General features: G+C 39.9%; 15 protein-coding genes. 6 read left to right on the top strand and 9 right to left on the bottom strand.

What is annotated here, in order from left to right; genetic code table 11:
- The first annotated feature begins 135 nt into the window (after positions 1-135).
- The 6 genes from HRQ91_RS09015 (at position 136) to HRQ91_RS09040 (ending at position 6425) form a co-directional block, all read left to right on the top strand.
- Positions 136-1665 (top strand): FGGY family carbohydrate kinase, encoded by a 1530-nt coding sequence (locus HRQ91_RS09015; protein ID WP_210119239.1) that lies wholly within the window; start codon positions 136-138, stop codon positions 1663-1665.
- Positions 1666-1867: 202 nt separating this feature from the next.
- Positions 1868-2902: a hypothetical protein gene (locus tag HRQ91_RS09020; protein WP_210119240.1), complete on the top strand. Its 1035-nt coding sequence runs from the start codon at positions 1868-1870 to the stop codon at positions 2900-2902.
- 25 nt (positions 2903-2927) lie between these two features.
- Positions 2928-3722, top strand: coding sequence for a DeoR/GlpR family DNA-binding transcription regulator (locus HRQ91_RS09025; RefSeq protein ID WP_210119241.1), 795 nt, complete (start codon positions 2928-2930; stop codon positions 3720-3722).
- A gap of 64 nt (positions 3723-3786) precedes the next feature.
- A complete protein-coding gene (locus tag HRQ91_RS09030) occupies positions 3787-4074 on the top strand; it encodes a toxin (protein WP_210118029.1) in 288 nt (95 codons plus the stop codon).
- Positions 4067-4324, top strand: coding sequence for a hypothetical protein (locus tag HRQ91_RS09035; RefSeq protein ID WP_210118028.1), 258 nt, complete (start codon positions 4067-4069; stop codon positions 4322-4324). The genes HRQ91_RS09030 and HRQ91_RS09035 overlap by 8 nt, the downstream gene beginning before the upstream one ends.
- A 25-nt stretch (positions 4325-4349) precedes the next feature.
- Positions 4350-6425, top strand: coding sequence for an ADP-ribosylglycohydrolase family protein (locus HRQ91_RS09040; protein WP_210119242.1), 2076 nt, complete (start codon positions 4350-4352; stop codon positions 6423-6425).
- 6 nt (positions 6426-6431) lie between these two features.
- Here the strand turns inward: HRQ91_RS09040 and HRQ91_RS09045 are convergent, their stop codons facing one another.
- From HRQ91_RS09045 to HRQ91_RS09085, 9 genes are all read right to left on the bottom strand, one after another.
- Complete coding sequence (locus tag HRQ91_RS09045) at positions 6432-7268, bottom strand: carbohydrate ABC transporter permease (RefSeq protein ID WP_210119243.1); 837 nt, start codon at positions 7266-7268, stop codon at positions 6432-6434.
- Positions 7268-8170, bottom strand: coding sequence for a carbohydrate ABC transporter permease (locus tag HRQ91_RS09050; protein ID WP_210119244.1), 903 nt, complete (start codon positions 8168-8170; stop codon positions 7268-7270). The genes HRQ91_RS09045 and HRQ91_RS09050 overlap by 1 nt, the downstream gene beginning before the upstream one ends.
- Positions 8171-8198: 28 nt before the next feature.
- A complete protein-coding gene (locus HRQ91_RS09055; RefSeq protein WP_210119245.1) occupies positions 8199-9473 on the bottom strand; it encodes an ABC transporter substrate-binding protein in 1275 nt (424 codons plus the stop codon).
- A gap of 558 nt (positions 9474-10031) precedes the next feature.
- Positions 10032-11765: a glycoside hydrolase family 3 protein gene (locus tag HRQ91_RS09060; RefSeq protein ID WP_210119246.1), complete on the bottom strand. Its 1734-nt coding sequence runs from the start codon at positions 11763-11765 to the stop codon at positions 10032-10034.
- A 6-nt stretch (positions 11766-11771) separates the two neighbouring features.
- Entirely contained in the window at positions 11772-12617 is an 846-nt protein-coding gene (locus HRQ91_RS09065; RefSeq protein WP_210119247.1) for a carbohydrate ABC transporter permease, read from the bottom strand.
- Positions 12618-12636: 19 nt separating this feature from the next.
- Complete coding sequence (locus HRQ91_RS09070; protein ID WP_210119248.1) at positions 12637-13527, bottom strand: carbohydrate ABC transporter permease; 891 nt, start codon at positions 13525-13527, stop codon at positions 12637-12639.
- A 297-nt stretch (positions 13528-13824) separates the two neighbouring features.
- Positions 13825-15075: an ABC transporter substrate-binding protein gene (locus HRQ91_RS09075; protein WP_210119249.1), complete on the bottom strand. Its 1251-nt coding sequence runs from the start codon at positions 15073-15075 to the stop codon at positions 13825-13827.
- 234 nt (positions 15076-15309) lie between these two features.
- Positions 15310-16374, bottom strand: a complete 1065-nt coding sequence (gene ulaG, locus HRQ91_RS09080) for an L-ascorbate 6-phosphate lactonase (RefSeq protein ID WP_210119250.1) — start codon at positions 16372-16374, stop codon at positions 15310-15312.
- A 32-nt stretch (positions 16375-16406) separates the two neighbouring features.
- Complete coding sequence (locus HRQ91_RS09085) at positions 16407-17867, bottom strand: FGGY-family carbohydrate kinase (protein WP_210119251.1); 1461 nt, start codon at positions 17865-17867, stop codon at positions 16407-16409.
- Positions 17868-18026 lie beyond the last annotated feature (159 nt).

Raw genomic sequence — 18026 nt, forward strand, 5'->3', positions numbered from 1 at the left:
GAAGCACTGATTAATCCGAACGCTGATTAAATGAGCACCTCGCTTTAATCAGTGTTTCCTAAAAAACAGATTGAACCGTAAAATCCCGTGCATCTTAAAATTGCTTATTGTAAAATTATTTGGAGAGGAAACAACATGGAATACGCCGTAGCTGTCATCGATATAGGAATGACAAACAAGAAAGTCGCAGTTTATGACGCCGCCCTTAAACAGCTGGATGCGGCATACAAGACTTTTGAGCCTCTCATCATAAAAAATCCCGTTACAGGACAAGAGCTGAAAACCCATGATCTTGACGAAATGAAAAAATGGTTTTTCGAACAGATACGGTTATTCGCAAAAAAATATCCTATAAAGGCCGTCTCTGTTTCCACGCACGGGGCGACTTTCGTATGCACGGACAATAAAGGCCGCGCCTGCGCTCCGTGCATATTTTACACGGAAGAACCGGGAGTGGAATTTCAAAACGAGTTTTACGCCCTGGCCGGAAACAAGACGGATCTTCAAAAAAGCACGTTCTCTCCCGCATTTGATGCAATGATAAATCTCGCAAAAGGAATTTTTTATCTGAAAAAATATTTTCCGGCAGAATTCGCAAAGACAAACAATATTTTATTTTATCCGCAATACTGGGGATTTCTTCTTACAGGCATTGCAGGCGTTGAACCCACATATGCAGGATGTCATACTTATCTGTGGGATCATAAAATTCGGTCTTGGTCGAACATAGCTGAAAAACTTGAAATAAAAAACTTCTTGCCCAAAAACTGCGCCGACACATGCAGCATTCTGGGAACTCTCACAAAATACGCCGCAAGAGAGCTTGAGCTTTCGACGGAAACTTATGTAACGATGGGGATTCACGACTCAAACGCTTCGATTCTGCCCTACCTCATAAAGGAAAGCGGCAATGACTTTGTTCTCAATTCTACGGGGACTTGGTGCGTTTCAATGCATCCGCAGGATTCTTTGGAGCTTTATCCTGAAGATTTGGGAAAAACGGTTTTTTTTAACCAATCCGCATTCGGTAATCCCATAAAAACATCCATTTTTCTCGGCGGAATGGAATTCGACACATGGATCAACTGTTATAAAAGCATAAATAACACAAAGGCATTTCCTTCATATTCCGAAGAAGAAGTAAACAAACTGTTTAAAGATTGCGACACGTTTATTTTGCCTGAAATTCTGCCGTCTACGGGACAATTCACAGGTTCAAAGCCGGGAATAAGCGAAAAAGGGAAATTTTATTCCCTTAAAGAAATTCAATCCGGAAAAACCATACCGAAAATTGTAAAAAACGAAAAGGCTTTTTTTGCCGCACTGGATACTTCGCTGGTTATTCAAACGGAGACGGCTTTAAGACGTTCAGGACTTAAGTCGGGTACTAAAATTTTTACGGAAGGCGGATTTAGAAAAAACAAACTTTACAATTCTTTGCTCGCATTCGCACTAGGCGAAAACAAGACTTTCAGAACAAGCATGGAAGAAGCGACCGCAGCGGGAGCTGCGATCACCGCGATAATGGCCGCTACAAAGCAGAGTACGGAAGAACTTTCAAAATCGATAAATATTGAATACACGTCCGACATCCCCGGCATTTTTACAGGATACGATGAATATAAGAAAAGATGGCTTGAATTGGTGCAAAATACTGTACATTAATAGAGTTCTAATTTAGTCGTCGGCAAACACTCCGATCGCACGCGTTTTTTACTTGCGGCGCGCACACATATGTTCCGCCGTTATTTTGGACTTATTTTGGACGCTTTATTGACTAATTCCCATTATGATCTATAATAAACTATAAATATTCATATATTATGTTTATTTTATGAATATTCATTCAAAAAATCAGAGGAAATCTATGAAAGCGATAAAAAAAGCCGTTTATCCCATGCAAAAGTGTTATTCAATAGCGCAACTGCAACACAACGATAAACCTTACATTGCCGTTGCTGCGGAAAAAGAAGACGACTGTTTGCTGTTTACACCGGAAGGCAAGTTCGTAGAGACAATATGGAAGGGACCCAGCGGCACCATGTCGATCGTTCCTCTCCAAGGAGAAAACGGCGCATTTCTCGCGACAAAAAAAATGTTTTCGCCGAACAATGCGGATGAGGCGTGTATAGTTTTGGTGCGTCCGACGGCGCAAGGCTGGAAGGAAAAGACTCTCATAAAAGTACCTTATGCGCACAGATTTGACGTGCTTGAATCTAACGGCAAGCGTTATTTAGTTTGCGCCACCATAAAAAAATCAAAGGAATATGAAGACGACTGGCGCTTTCCGGGACAATATTTGGCCTGCGAACTGCCGCCCGAGCCTGAAAATGCCGAATTAAAGATGCAAGTTGTCGTTGACTCTCTTTTAAAAAATCACGGATATATTCGCCGGCACGACAAAAACGGGGATTATTCCGTAATCTCATCGGCAGTGGGAATTTTTGAAATTCATCCTCCTACGGACAAAGATTCTAAATGGTCGGTAGAAAAACTTCTTGATGAAGAAACAAGCGATATGGCCTTTGCGGATTTTGACGGAGACGGACAGGATGAAATGGTAACCCTGTCGCCCTTCCACGGAAATACCGTAAAATTCTTTAAAAAACAAGATTCTGATAATTCATGGAAATGCGTTTATGAATTTCCCAAAAAACTTGAATTTGTACATGCGATATGGGCAGGAGCCGTAAAAAACAAGCAGGTCGCAGTGATCGGACATCGAAAAGGTGAAAGCCGCGATCTTTACGTTTTTTCATACGACAACGGATACCGTGCGGAAATTTTAGACAAAGATTGCGGGAGCACAAACGTCCTTGTATACAACTTTATGAATAAAGACCGTATTGTTTCTACCAACAGAGAAATAAATGAAATTGCCTTTTACGAATTTGAAGCGTAAGGTCGTCTTATAAATTGAAATTATTATGAAACAGAGTAAAGAAATCGTCGATAAGCGCCATCAGCAAATAATCGCACTGTTAAACAAAAAAAATCCCATATATGTGACGGAATTAAGTCAAAAGCTCAATGTTTCGGAGCTTACCGTGCGCCGCGACTTTGAAGCCCTTGCCAAAGCGGGCATAATAAAACGTTTCCACGGAGGGGCAAGGCTTGTCACACAAAATGCCGACGAAGCGCCGGGTTATGCAAACAAGGGAATAATCGCGCAGGAACAGAAACAGCATATCGCGCAAGTTGTGGCGCAATATGTAAAAGACGGCGATACGGTATTCTTAAATGCGGGAACCACCACGACTGAAATAATCAAAGCCGTAAAAAATAAGCACATCACCGTAATTACGAATAATTCCTTGGCATCTACATTTTTAAGGAATACAAACGCTTCTCTTATTTCTACCGGCGGCGAATTTAATTCCAAAAATCTTTCTTATTCGGGAGTTTTGGCAACTTATCTTATCAATAAGATTTTTTCTTCCGTTACGGTCTTGGGAGTAAACGGATTGTCCGCCTCGGACGGCATAACCACGGCTTTTTACCCTGAAACGATGATAAATCAGGAATTTCTAAAGCAAAGCAAGGGACTTAAAATAGTTGCCTGCGACAGCTCCAAACTGGGCAAGACGTTCAGCTTTAATACGGCAAGCATTTCCAGCATTGATATTGTTATAACCGATTCCCTTGCCGATCCTGTCGAAGTCAAAAAAATCATAGACCAGGGCGTAAAAGTTGTCATAGCAGATGCGGAAATAAAAGGGTAAAAGCTAAATTAATAACCTAGTTCTATTATTAAAAGACTGAAAAAGTGATATATTATTTTACAGTATGATATTCGATTGGAATAATGAAAAGAATATGATGCTTAAAAGAAACAGAAATATATCTTTTGAGCAAATTATTGTAGCAATTGAACAAGACGGTTTGTTGGATATTTTAGAAAATCCGAATAAAGAAAAATATGCGAATCAACTTTTGCTTCTTGTTAAAATTGATAGATATGTATATGTAGTCCCTTGTGTACTCGAAAATAATATTTGTTTTTTGAAAACCATTTTTCCGAGTAGAAAATATACGGCAAAATATCTTGATTGGGAAGGAGAAGAAAATGAATAGTGAGAAAGAGCTATATGAATCCATAGAAAATGATGAATGGAAATCGGTAAAAAATTTTTATGATCTTAATAACGATTTAAAAAAAGCTGCTGAAAGTATGCTTATGAAAAGTGAAAAGATGGATATAATGCTTGCCAAGCAAGATATGAATAATCTAAAAGCAAAAGCTTTTGAAGAAGGTATGGAATATGAAGTTTTTGCAGGAAGTATTTTACATAAATATTTAACAGGAAAACTAGTAGAAGGGTAAAAATAGAAGCGGAGAAAGACGGGAGTTGAAAAATAAATATAAAGAAAAATTATACAGCGGTATTTTAGGAAAGATAATAGGAGTTTATTTCGGACGTCCCGTTGAAGGCTGGTCTTATGATAGGATAAGAGAAACTTTCGGAATTGTCGATCATTATGTCAACAAAGAATTGGATATGCCTTTGCATGTTCCCGATGACGACCTTTCCGGCACGTTCGCCTTTTTAAGAACTCTTGACGATGCAAAAGACATTCATAATATAGATGCAAAGGATTTCGGAGAAACATGGCTTGATTACATAATTGAAGAAAGATCTACATTTTGGTGGGGCGGTGTTGGACGCTCAACCGAACACACGGCATATTCGCGTCTAAGAACAGGGTATAAATCTCCCCAAAGCGGCTCAATTGAATTAAACGGTAAAGGAATAGCGGAGCAAATAGGTGCGCAAATCTTTATGGATGGATTTGCTATGCTTTGTCCCGATGATCCTCAAAAAGCGAGAGAGCTTGTTAAACAAGCAGCATCCGTCAGTCATGACGGAATTGCCGTTGAATCCGCTTGTTTTTTAGCTACAATGGAAGCCCTGGCTTTTAGTATAGATAATTTGGAAAAATTAATACAATTATCTTTAACTTCAGCACCCTGGTCAAAAAATCTTACAAATATCATAAACAATGTTATAAGCATATGTAAAAAAAATAATAATTGGAGAGATGTACGTAATTTTTTGGATGAAAACTACGGCTATCACTTATATCCTGGAAACTGTCATGTAATTCCAAATCTTACATTGCTGTTAAGTTCTCTGATCTTAGGCGGAGATAGTTTTAAAAAAGCATTGGAAATTGCCGTATCATCAGGGTGGGACACAGACTGTAATGCCGCAAATATTTGCTGTATAAATGGAATACGACTTGGATTAGATGCAATAAATAAAGAATTCGATTATCGTTCCCCAATTGCAGACAGATTCTATTGTATAACAAGCTATGGCTCACAATGTGTTACTGATGCCGTTATTCAGACCCGAAGACTTTTAAAATTACATAATTTGCTCTATAATAAGAAGAAAAACAAGAAAATTCCTCGTTTTTCTTTTGAGCTTCCCGGATCCGTTCAAGGTTTTACAAACTGCCCGCTTCTTGCAAAATTAAAGCCGCCCGTAATCAACGGGAATATGATTGGAATGGAGAGTGGATTAGTAATTGATACAACAGAAGGTACCGACGCCATCTCCACTTTAACCTTTTGGGACTGTAACGACAGATATGGTAGCTATTCGTTATTAGGCAGTCCTACACTCTATTACGGACAAACCATCCGCGCTGAAATAAAAAAAATCGAAGGTAACCCGATCGTTCAACTTTATGTAATTTATTACGATAAAAACGACATCTTAAAAGTGCTTTTCGGACCTTCAGAACATGTAGATGATAAAAAAAATATCGAATGGACTATTGACGATCTAGACGGGATGCCTGTTTTCCGTGTAGGTTTACAAATTGTAAACAAGGATAGTAATTCAAAAATTTTATTGAAATCAATGGATTGGTGCGGAAGTCCTATTTTATTTTCCCTAAAGGGCGGCTTTTATCAAAACAAAAATAATTTGCAACCTATTATGGCTCTGCAAGCATTTACTTCATCAGCCAAACATTTTTCATTCGATAAACGCTATACTTTTACCATTTCTCATCCGGAAGAAAATGGAATTGTAGATATTGGAACAGAACAATGGGACAATTATTCGGTTTCGGCAACAATAATTCCATGTATGGCTTCGCGCTTCGGTTTGACTTTTAGGACAAAGGGGCATAGGCATTTTTATGCGGCAGTAATTGATAAAAATCAAATATTATCACTGATCATCATGTCGGGAGAAAAGGAACATATCGTAAAAAGCATCTCTTGTTATTATGAGCTTGACAATCCGTTAGCGCTTGAAATAAGCGGAATAGGAAGCAATATAACAATATCATTAAACAATAAAAATATACTTAAAGCCAACTGCGAGGATTACTATACTGGAGGCGCAGGGTTTTTAGTGAGTCAAGGTACTATTATGGCAGATAATTTTATGATAAAAAAACTCGATTAAGAATTTTTATCTCTTTATGCCGGAAGCAGCGATACCTTCAACGAAATATCTTTGAAAAAAGACATATAAAATAAATAAAGGTATAATTGAAACACAAGCCATTGCCATAAGAGGCCCAGGATCTATTGAACCTCCGTATTGTCCTTTAAACATATTAAGTCCCAATGCAACAGTATACTTGGAAGGCCTACCCAAATATACCAGGGGGCTTAAATAATCATTCCAAACAAATACCAATTGATTTATTGCAACCACCATCAACGCTGCAACTGAATTAGGTATATATATATTAATGAAAATTCTCCCCCAACTGCACCCGTCTATCAAAGCAGCCTCCGCCAAGTCATTAGGCAACGAAGAAAAAAACTGGCGCATAAGAAATATATTAAAGGCGCTTGCCCCGAAAAACGATGGAAGTGTCAAAGGAATTATTGTATTTACCCAACGAAGCCTACTATACAGCATATAAGATGGAATAAGAGTTACGGTTTGCGGCACCATCATAGTCGCAAGCAAAATTATAAAAAGGAAGTTCTTCCCCCTTCCTCTAAATTTTGCAAAACCAAACCCCGCCATAGAACAACTGAACATGCTTCCTAAAACACATAAAAATCCTATTCTCATAGTATTAACTATGTATTTAAAAAATGGAACTAATTCAAAACCTTCTTTAAAACTCCTAACGCTGATCGGGTCGGGAATTATTTCCATGAAATTCGTTATTTGCTCAGAAGTTTTTAAAGATGTGGAAATCATCCAAAAATACGGCAAAAGAAATAGCAGACTGAATAAAAATAAGAAAAAATGAATAGATAAATTATTTAAAAACGTATATTTTTTCATTATTTAATCTTCTCCTCATAAAAGACCCAAAACCTTGATGACGCAAAAATAAGCCCACTTACAATCAATAAAAAAATAAAAAGAACCCAAGCAAGAGAAGACGCATAGCCGAAATTTGCATACAAAAACGCGGTCTTATATAAGTGTAAGCCATATACATACGTAGAATTAGCAGGTCCACCTTCAGTCATAACATACGGCTGCGTAAAAATTTGAAGGCCTTTGATCAAAGTTATCAAAAGATTAAAAAACACAACAGGACTTATCATTGGGAATGTAATATAAAAAAATTTATGCAATGAATTTGCACCTTCTAAATCCGCCACTTCATAATACATGCTCGGGATTTCCTGTAGACTTGCCAACACAATAGTCATAGATGTTCCGCATACGAACATGTCCATAATTATTATTGAAAGCATAGCCGTGTTTGTATCGGAAAGCCAAAGAGGGCCTCTAATAGCTATCTTACTTAAAAGCAAATTTATAAAGCCGAAATCCGAATTATATAAATAAAGCCATGTTATATAAGATGCAACGCCGGTACATATAGTTGGTAAATAAAATATTGCCCGAAATAGATGGAATAACTTGCTGCGTCTATTCAATAAAACAGCTAAAGCAATTGAAATAATCAAATTCAACGGAAGAGAAAAACCGACATAAAAAATAGTATTTTTTAATGATGTCTGAAAAAGCTTGTCTACAGTAAAAATAAATTTGTAATTATTAAATCCGATAAAACTTGGGCGATTAGTTCCATTCCAATCAGTAAATGATGTGAATAAAGAAAAAAACATGGGGAACAAGACAAAAAAGCATAAACCTATTAACCAAGGGCAAATAAATAAATAAAACAAATATGAAGTGTCATTTAGTCTACGCACTTTTGTCTTGTTCATCGGATAATTCCCAAATTAATAAAACACTCTACTTTTGAGAGGCCATAAGTTGTTCCGCTTCTTGTTGTACCTGTTCGGCCATTTGATCTACAGTAAGTTTGCCGGCAAGAACAAGCTCATACTTTACTTTAATGACATCATTTATCTGCGCATACATACCCATATTTGTAAAGGAAGTACTCTGCTCCTGCATTTTAATAAATACGGTTTTATCATAAGTCGATGAACTTGTCCCAAAGTCATTCAAATATTCTTTACTTTTGGCAAAACTCTGCAATTCCGGAAGTCCAAAGGACTGAGCTTTCTTTTGCGCTTCTTCCGTTGCAGACATATATTTTATAAAATCCCAACAAATATCCTTATGTCTTGCCTTTGAACTTATACTCCAACCATTACCGCGGTAAGTAGTTAACATTTTTTTATTCAATTGCGAATTTCTGGGAAGCATAACTACGTTCCATTTAAGCGAATTATTTGCAAGTTTTAAGAGCGTTGCAATATCCCAAGTTGCAGAAAGTTGCATTCCAAAACGCCCTGTTTCAAAGCCCCCCGTAGAAAGAGCACCGCCCGTCTCATTCGGTGCCAAACCTTCTTTTATTGTATCAGCAAATAATGAAATCGCAGATTTAAACTCTTTATTGTTTTTTGCATTTATCGTTTTTGAGCCGACCTCATATACAGGAGTGCCATAAAGGTTTCGATAAAATTCCATCGGTCTAACGCCCCATCGAATTCCGTAAATCTTATTTACACCTTCACCGGAAGTTATTGCGCGTGCAGCTTTGATCATATCCTCAACTGTCCAATCATCCTTCGGATATGGGATGCCCGCTTTATCAAATAAATCTTTATTATATGCAATTGCAAAAACCTTTGAAATAAAAGGAACGGCTATCACTTCCCCCTTGGAATTTGCATACATACTGTTTATCGTATTTAAATTCCAGTATTTACCCATAGAGTCCTTTTTAATATAAGGATTTAAGTCGGTAAAATTCGGATTATCCTTAAAATTAGTAATTATATCGCTTGCAACGCCAAAAACATCAGGCGTAGTATTAGATGAAAACCATGTCTGTAATTTAGTTAAATAACCGGCTCCATCCGTATATTCAAATTCAATGATAACATCAGGATGTTGTTTCATATACTCTTTTGCCAATTCCATTTTCATATTGGCTTCCATACTGTCGCCCCAAAAACCAAATGTTATTGTCTTTTTACTTTCATCTTTTGCTCCACCGGCTGAAATTGCAACGCATAACAAACATGACGCAAAAAAAATACAAAAAAACTTCTTCATTTTTAATTCCCCCTTCATGAACATTCTAATTTAAAATACAGTACAGAATAATGAATCTAAATGCTAAAACTCTTTTACTATAATTATAATCATATTAAACTATCGATTTGTCAAATAAAATATTCGGTATTTATTCGTTTTATTAAAAAATAAGTAAAACATTAATATAAATGTAATATTTCACACGTATAACTAACAATAACACAAAAACAGTTATCCGGCGAATCGAAAAATTCATCTCTCGACTTCCATTGCGTTCGTTTCCGACCGCCATACAACGCCTGTGTCAATTTTACTAATTTTTTCATTGGAAAAACCGTTTTTACGGTTTAAGATGATGCTAGATGACGCCTTACCGAACGCTTATATTACAAGAAAAATTTTTCGGCAAACAGCTAAAAAGTAACGGATGTTTGCAATAATATAAAAAATGATAAGCAGACAAATTTTTGCTGAAACATAGCTTTATTAGCTGATATTTTCAAAAATTTGATATTTGAAAAACGTAAATTTGTTTGAAAGTATTTCCCCACCCCAGCATACTGCATTCACAGCCTCTCAAAAACGGGCGTCGAACAGGCCACAAAAAGGATCCACAGGACTCTTGCCCTTAAAATCGCTGCGTCCCATTATTTTTTCAACGATCGCTTCGATAACATAAGGAGTCGGCGTATATCCGTTTATATAGGAGGGAACGCGCGGCACGTCAAAAAGCATATACGGATTATCAACTGATATAAAAAGCGTCGGAATATCGTTAAAATATCTGGGCGTATTGCATCCGCCGGGGGGAGCCCAACTTATGCGGGAAACGGTATCGCTGCCGCTCGTCTTAACGCTGCAATAATATATTATCAAGTCAAAACGTTCCACAAAGCTTGAAACGCTGTTGCCGATCGGACGTAAATCAAGCTTTTCAGAATCGTATAAAGTGATTTCAAAGCCTTCTTTTTCCATAAGCGAAACAAAAAGTTTATGAGTGTTTTTTACAGGATCATGATAGCCGCCCTTATCGCCCAAAACATGCAGCAATACGCGCTTATATTTTTTTACATCAAGCGGCAAAAGGTGCCTAACGTCTTTTACAAGCGTTACAGCCTTATCGGCGCAATCCTTCGCGCTTTCAACGTTTTTTTTCTTGGCAGGACTGTCGGAAAAGAAAGAAGAAACATCATCGATTTCAAGCGTCTTTTGTTCCGCAAGTTTTTTATGCAGCCTAAGATGCGCCTTTAGCGCCAGTATGGTTGAAACGGCTTCGTCCAATCTTTTCATAGTGATGCGGCCGTTTTTTACGGCTTGAAGAGCTATATCAAAATCTTCTTTAATATCCAGTGAAAAAAGTATTATATCGCAGCCTGCCATTATTGAAACAGGCAAGGCATCGTGCCGGGACATAACCTGCATAAAGCCCGTCATGCTCGTTGCATCGGTAACTACAAGACCGTTAAAGCCCAGCCTTTCTTTTAAAAGACCTGTGGTAAGCTCGTAGGAAAGCGAGCCCGGATAAATTTCATTATCTTTTAAAGACGGATTAAGCAAGCGAGAATATGATGGTTGTAAAATATGAGCGGCCATAACCGATTGCGCGCCGAAATCGATAAGTTCTTTATATATTCTGCCGTAAGAAGCGTCCCAATCGGCGGCAGACAGACCGTTTATAGACGTGAGCATGTGCTGATCCCTTTCATCCTGCCCGTCGCCCGGCCAATGTTTAATGCAGACCGCAAGTCCTTCTTCTATCTGTCCTTTAATAAAAGCCTTTGAAAATTCAATTACAGTATCTCTGTCCGAGGCGAAAGCTCTTGTATTTGTTATGGGATTATGAAAATTTGCGTCAATGTCAACTACTGGACCGAAATTCCAGTTCGCTCCGCAGGCGGCGGCCTCTTGCGCACAAACTCTGCCAAGCTCGTAAGCGTAGTGAGAATCCGCCGTTGCGGCAGTTTGCATCTGAGTGCCGTAAAAAGTTCCTTCTGTACAAATTCCGTCGGCTCCGCGCTCAAGATTACAGGCAAACAATAGAGGAATTTCAGTCTCCGCTTGCAGTTTACAAAAATTATCTTTCACTTTTTGCGCAGGAAACGAATCCGACATGTAGCTTCCCGGCTGAAAATTAAGAGAACGCATTTCCGAGATCATCCGTTCGACAGGCTTGTCCTTAATCAATATGCAAAAAAGATGCGCAACTTTTTGCTCAAGCGTCATCCCTTTCAACGTGCGGTCTATCCACTCGCAGTCGGATTCTGAAAGAGAAAACGGTTTTTTCATATATTTTGCATAATCGTTTGACATAAAATTCTACCCCTTAACAGCTGAAGAAACCAAACTTTGTTCAAAAAACTTTTGAAATTTTAAAAACACAATCAATATCGGTATTATTGAAATTACGGAAGCGGCCATGATAGGCGCATATTCGGCGGCGTGTTCGCTTATCATATTGCGAAGTCCCAACTGTATCGTAAAAAGTTTTTCCGAATTCAGATATATGAGCGGCGCAATAAAATCATTCCACATCAAAACCGAAGTAAGAATCACTAAAGTCCCTATAACGGATTTCGAAAGCGGCATAATGATCAAATAGTAAATGTTAAAATCGTTAAGCCCGTCTATACAGGCAGCCTCGTTCAATTCTTTAGGAATGCTGTCAAAAAACTGTTTCATTAAAAACACGCCCATAGGATTAAACGCATGTATCAGAATCAGCGCCGCGTGTGTATTGGAGAGTCCCAACATTCTGATTATCGAAAACTGAGGAATCATAATCACTTGATACGGGATCATAAGCGTCGAAAGATATATGATAAAGATCTTATTTCTCTCAGGATACTCAAGTTTGCTGAAAGCGTAACCGGCAAGACTGCAAGTTAAAATTTGCAGCAGGGTGACTATCACCGCAATTTTTAAAGTGTTAAAAAAAAGCAGACCGTAATTTACTTTTTGCCATATGTAAACGTAATTTGAAAATTTGGGTGTGTCGGGAATCCAGTCGATGGGAAAAACAAAAACATCCAAGCTGTCTTTAAAAGAAGCGCTGATCATCCAAAGAAACGGAAAGATCATAGTAAGCGAGATGATAAATATCACCGCATAGCGCATAAAGGTTCCTATGTTCAGCGACTTTTTAAAACTGTCCTTTCTATTCATATCCGATTTCCTCAAGACATCAATCGTCTCTTTGTCCTCTGAACTGGATCAGAGTGACAATAAGTATACAAGCAAATAAGACCATCGCTTCGGCCGAAGCGACGCCGAATTCATAATTGACAAACGCGTCCTGATAAATTTGCAAGACCATAACCGTAGTCGCTCTGCCCGGACCTCCCTTTGTCATTATGTATATGGGCGTAAACACTTGGAACGAATTTATAATGCACATGACCGAAATATAAAAGGTTATGGGTTTTAAGGAGGGAATGGTAATATGCCAGAATCGCCTGAACGAGTTGCAGCCGTCTATGGTGGCGGCCTCGTACAATGCTTTGTCAATGTTCCGAAGCCCCGCCAGATAGATGATCATGTAGTATCCTATGCCCTTCCATATGATCATGAGCATTATGGCGGGAAGCGCCCAGTTTTTATCCGAAAGCCAGGCGGGAGGATCCGTAAGCCCCAAATGTGTCAAAAAATTATTTAATACCCCGCTCTTGGCGTAAACCAATTGCCATACAACCGAAATTGCTACTATGGATGAAATATGCGGAAAGAAAAACATGGCGCGGACAGCCGCAGCCCCTTTAAAATCATTTTCCAAAAGAAAGGCGATAATAAGCGCAAACGCGATTATAAAAGGAACCGTTCCGACCGTATAAACTACTGTATTCCTCAAAGCTATGAGAAAGTCGGAAGAAGTAAATATTGTTATAAAATTTTTTAAACCTACAAATTTTGCAGCGCTGCGCCCGTTCCACTTCATCAAACTTAATACAATCGAGCTCACGACAGGGATCAGCGTAAAAACTGCAAAACCTATTATATTAGGCAGTAAAAATAAAAAAGCCATTTTTCTGTTACGGTTAACTACGATCTTGCTCGTTTTTGAAACGGCGGACGCCATATTAAAACCTCGTTTTTATAAACTGAAATAAAAAACCACGGCCTCACAAAATAAGGCAAATACAAGCAACACGGCACTTACAACCATACCGGTCGACAGTATCACATCGGACACGGCCGGCAGCAGTTTTCAGACATGCAGCGCCCAAAGCCAAAATCCGAAAGTCTCATACGGCGCAGAGGCTGCTGCCGGCCGTCTTCACCGGTGTACGTCATTCGCCTTTGAAATTTCACTTTCAAAAGCGAATACGGCTAAAGTGCCCTCTAAAAACCGCAGTTTTTAGAGGGTGCATAAAGTTTATTTTTTCAAAATTTCCACACGCCGTTTATTAAGATTTTCGGCCATCTTTTCGGCGCTTTGATTGTTCGTAAGGAACGATTCGAGTTCCTGATTGAACGCCGCCGAAAGTTTTGCCAAATTTACACTTGCGGCTCCAAGCCCGTAAGAAACATTGTTTGTAAGAGCCTTCATCGAACTTTCATCCAGCTTTGCGCTTTCTTTAAACGTGTTCATAATATCGCCGCTCATATATCCGGGCACAAGCATTGACTTTGCAACCATCTTTGCTCCTTCGGCGCCGCAAATACCCGTTATGAGGCGCCAAGCGGCAGATTCTTTTTTAGTAGTAGAGCTCATAAGAACGGGCGTCGAAGTTGCAAATCCTTTTTTAGCCGTCCCCGCCCAATACGGAGATTTCACAATGCCGTACTTAAAGCCGAGATCTTTTCTTGCTTCAAGCATCTGCGTAAACCACGAACCGTCGTAAAACATTCCCCACTTGCCGTGGAAAAAGAAGGTCTGATCTTTAGACAAAGATACGGATTCCGCAAATTTTTCCCAAGCGCCTTCGTCCATAGCTGCCTTAACTTTTTTTGCAGCCGGAACCAGCAGGTTAAAATCCGAAACGGAAATATCAAACCCGTCTACAGCGCCGATCAACACGGGAACAATAAAACCGGGCTTGGGGTAGAATGCAGAGCCGTACTCGTCGCCGTGCGAAAGTTTTTTACCAGTCTCAAAGAATTTTTCCCATGTCATATCGTTTGTAGGATAAGGAAGTCCCGCTTTGTCAAACATAGCTTTATTGTAGTACAAAACCCAATCGTTCGTTCTGAACGGCAGAGCGTACAAACCGCCGTTTATTTCATAATGCTGCTTGAGAACGGTTCCGTAGGGTTTAACGTCATAATTGTATTTTTTTATTAGAGGATTCAAGTCCTTTGCAAAATCCATTTCAACTACGGTAGGATACGAAGTGTTAGACTTTGCAAAAAAAACGTCAATGCTGTCGCCTGAAGCGAGCATTGTGGTAAGTTTTGTTTCGTAATCGTTTGCAGGTGCGTTTACGACTTCAATTTTTATGTCGGGATTGGCTTTTTCAAATTCCGCAAACAAAGCCGGATATACCGAACCGGCAACGTCATAGTCCCACAAAGCGATACGCACAGTCGTTACGCCTTGTGCAGCCCCTTCGTCTTTTGCTCCTCCGGCAAAAAGCAATGAAAACGCAAAAAAAAGTGCCAAAACACTCAACAGATTTTTTTTCATTTAAAACTCCTTTTCGAATGTGCCGCCGCAGAAAGATTTGAGCTTTCGGGACGACGCATTAGTGCGCTCTTTACGCACAGTTTAATAAACAGCTGTAAACTGAAATACATCAGACGCTATTGTAATTCCTATATGCCTATTATCGCATAAATCAACGATTTATAAAATAGGCCGCATAAATTTTCAGCGTACAAAGCACGGCCGGCACATCAGCCGCGCACGGCATAACCGAAACTACAATATAGAACGGAACGGGGTATTCGGCTCGTGGTCAAAGCAATCGTGGAAACCGCGGTCATGATGATAATAGATTTTTTCCTTATCGGTGGGATATATATATTTTCCGCCGACCTCCCAAAAGAACGGGTGGAATTTATAACCCAAGCGGTCTTTTTTAAGATCCCAGAGAACCTTTATTTCATTCAGATCCGGCATAAAATTAGACCATATGTCATAGTGAACCGGTATGACGACCTTGCAGTTAAGGGCTTCGGCCATGCGAAGCATATCGACGCTTGTCATTTTGTCCTGAATCCCGACAGGGTTTTCACCGTAACTTCCAAGGGCTACGTCGATATCGTAATCTTTGCCGTGTTTTGCAAAATAGATTGAATAATGAGAATCGCCGCTGTGATAGATATTTCCGCCCGGCGTTTTAAACAAAAAGTTTACGGCCTTCTCGTCCATATCGGTGGGACAAACGCCTCTTATGTCCTGATAGCCGTCGGTCGTAACCAAACACGTCCTGTCAAATGAATCAAGGGCAACTATTTCGGTATCTTTTATCTTAACGACGTCTCCGGGTTTCACAGTAACGCACCTGTCCTGCGGCACGCCCCATTTTACCCAAAGTTCTACGGATTTTTTAGGACCGATAAAAGGAATGGAAGGATCCAGATTTTTTACTACATGAGCCGCTACGTTAGGATCTATGTGATCTTGATGATAATGCGTCGAAAGAATTGCATCCACGTTTTTGATCGCAAAGGGATCGATTACGAAAACCGAATTGCGCAAATTAGGCTGAAGCCGTCTGCAGCCGCACATATTCGCCATCTGATGACCGGCGACCATGTCTTTTACTTTTTTAGTGCGCTTACCCTTGCCGCACCAAAGGTCGGTACAGATGTTCGCTCCGCCCGGCGTCTTTATCCAAAGCCCTACGTTGCCGAGCCACCACATTGCAACCGTCTTGGGCTGTACGATTTCCTCTTCTATTTCCTCGTTCAGCCATGTTCCCCATTCAGGAAAGGAATCCAATAACCACGATTCTCTGGTTATCTCATCGATTTTTGACATGTATTTCCTCCTAATAATATGCAATTTGCCGTTTATTTAAGTCTAAGCTCTGAAGCTATTTTTCCGTATAATTCGCATTCTTCGATAGAACTTTGAAACGCCGAAGTTTCAAGTCTTTCGTTCAATACACCGAAGGCATCTTCGGCGGTTTTATACTTTCCCAAGGCCAGACTTGCATTGATCCATGCGCCGAGAGTTGTGGATTCGCTTTCATTGGAATAAAGCAATTTTTTTTTCGACACCGCGGACAGCATACGGATAAAAAGAGCGTCTTTTGCAAGCCCGCCTGAAATTCTAACGGATTTAGTACAGCTTTCCATAGTCTTCTCCGTATATTCAAGGCACTCGCCTATCGCGGCGGCAATTCCTTCCATAACCGCACGCGCAATATCGTTTTTCGTATTTTTAAAGCTTAAACCGAACACGGCTCCGCGCTCCGACGCGTCCCAAACCGGAGTGCCCCGCCCTGCAAAGTGAACCGAAAAACGCATCCCGTTTGCGCCGGGAGGCGAAGCAAGGCAAGCCCGAGTAAAATTTTCGTATTTGTTTTTTTCAGCTTCGGAAGCAAAAAAAAGCTCGTTTACCCAGTCAAGGGTTTTTCCCGCGCTTAAAACGGAACCTTCCACATTCCATTTGCCGTTTAAGGCTGAAACATTGCAGCTTATTCCGTTTTCAAAAGAATACACGGGTCTGTCGACAAGCCCCAGCACATAGGCGCCGCTTCCGGTATTTATCATTATGTCGCCGGGTCGGGTACAGCCTTGTCCTAAGGCTGCGCACTGCTGGTCTCCCCCGGAAGAGATCACCGGCACGTCGGAATCAAGTTTGAACAATTCGCAAAGACGTTTTGAAGCGAATCCTGCAACTGAACCTACAGGTATTACAGGACAAAGTTTTTCTTTTGCAATTCCGAAAATATCTATGAGGCTGTCGCTCCACTTAAGAGCGGCTACGTCAAACAAACTCGTGCGGCTTGCAATCGAAGTGTCCGTCGCGAAAGCGCCGCACAGCTGGTGTACGGTGTATTCGCAAAATCCGATCAGTTTATACGAGCGGTCGTATATTTCTCTTTTATTTTCTTTCAGCCACTGCATCTTGGGCGATGAAAATACAGTAGAAAGACTCATGCCGGTAATCGAATATATCTCTTTCTTTTTTTGTTTAAGAGCGTCGCATATAGGGAAAGACCTTGTGTCCTGCCACATGAGCGCATTGTCTAAAGCCTTGCCGCCTTCGTCCACAGGTATCACGGAAGAACGCTGAGCGGTCACGGCAAAAGCTTCGACTTTAAGAGCGTTAGCTTCCGCACACAAAGCGGAATCTTTAAGAGCCGCCCACAGTGCGCCGGTAAAGACTTTCATGTCCATTTCGACGGCGTCAGGTTCGGGGTATGAGAGCGAATACTTGCTTTGACTGCAGTGTACTATGAGTCCCTGAGAATCCAACAGCGACACGCGCAGGCTGGAAGTTCCTACATCAACAACAACTATCATTTGTATCTTTCCGCAATGCGGCTATAAAATAAAGATAAGTTTACTATATGTGCTTTTTACCGTTTTGTCAAACCTGACGGAACATTTTATTATTTTTAATTAATTGATGTATCACAAACAGATCATAAACCGAACATATCCGCCTATATTGAAGCTTGC

The organism is Treponema parvum, from assembly GCF_017893965.1.
GTDB lineage: Bacteria > Spirochaetota > Spirochaetia > Treponematales > Treponemataceae > Treponema_D > Treponema_D parvum.

Bases quoted from the DNA above. Each gene is read 5' to 3' on its own strand.
- HRQ91_RS09015 (WP_210119239.1), top strand. From the start codon at position 136: ATGGAATACGCCGTAGCTGTCATCGATATAGGAATGACAAACAAGAAA.
- HRQ91_RS09020 (WP_210119240.1), top strand. From the start codon at position 1,868: ATGAAAGCGATAAAAAAAGCCGTTTATCCCATGCAAAAGTGTTATTCA.
- HRQ91_RS09025 (WP_210119241.1), top strand. From the start codon at position 2,928: ATGAAACAGAGTAAAGAAATCGTCGATAAGCGCCATCAGCAAATAATC.
- HRQ91_RS09030 (WP_210118029.1), top strand. From the start codon at position 3,787: ATGATATTCGATTGGAATAATGAAAAGAATATGATGCTTAAAAGAAAC.
- HRQ91_RS09035 (WP_210118028.1), top strand. From the start codon at position 4,067: ATGAATAGTGAGAAAGAGCTATATGAATCCATAGAAAATGATGAATGG.
- HRQ91_RS09045 (WP_210119243.1), bottom strand. From the start codon at position 7,268: ATGAAAAAATATACGTTTTTAAATAATTTATCTATTCATTTTTTCTTA.
- HRQ91_RS09050 (WP_210119244.1), bottom strand. From the start codon at position 8,170: ATGAACAAGACAAAAGTGCGTAGACTAAATGACACTTCATATTTGTTT.
- HRQ91_RS09055 (WP_210119245.1), bottom strand. From the start codon at position 9,473: ATGAAGAAGTTTTTTTGTATTTTTTTTGCGTCATGTTTGTTATGCGTT.
- HRQ91_RS09060 (WP_210119246.1), bottom strand. From the start codon at position 11,765: ATGTCAAACGATTATGCAAAATATATGAAAAAACCGTTTTCTCTTTCA.
- HRQ91_RS09065 (WP_210119247.1), bottom strand. From the start codon at position 12,617: ATGAATAGAAAGGACAGTTTTAAAAAGTCGCTGAACATAGGAACCTTT.
- HRQ91_RS09070 (WP_210119248.1), bottom strand. From the start codon at position 13,527: ATGGCGTCCGCCGTTTCAAAAACGAGCAAGATCGTAGTTAACCGTAAC.
- HRQ91_RS09075 (WP_210119249.1), bottom strand. From the start codon at position 15,075: ATGAAAAAAAATCTGTTGAGTGTTTTGGCACTTTTTTTTGCGTTTTCA.
- ulaG (WP_210119250.1), bottom strand. From the start codon at position 16,374: ATGTCAAAAATCGATGAGATAACCAGAGAATCGTGGTTATTGGATTCC.
- HRQ91_RS09085 (WP_210119251.1), bottom strand. From the start codon at position 17,867: ATGATAGTTGTTGTTGATGTAGGAACTTCCAGCCTGCGCGTGTCGCTG.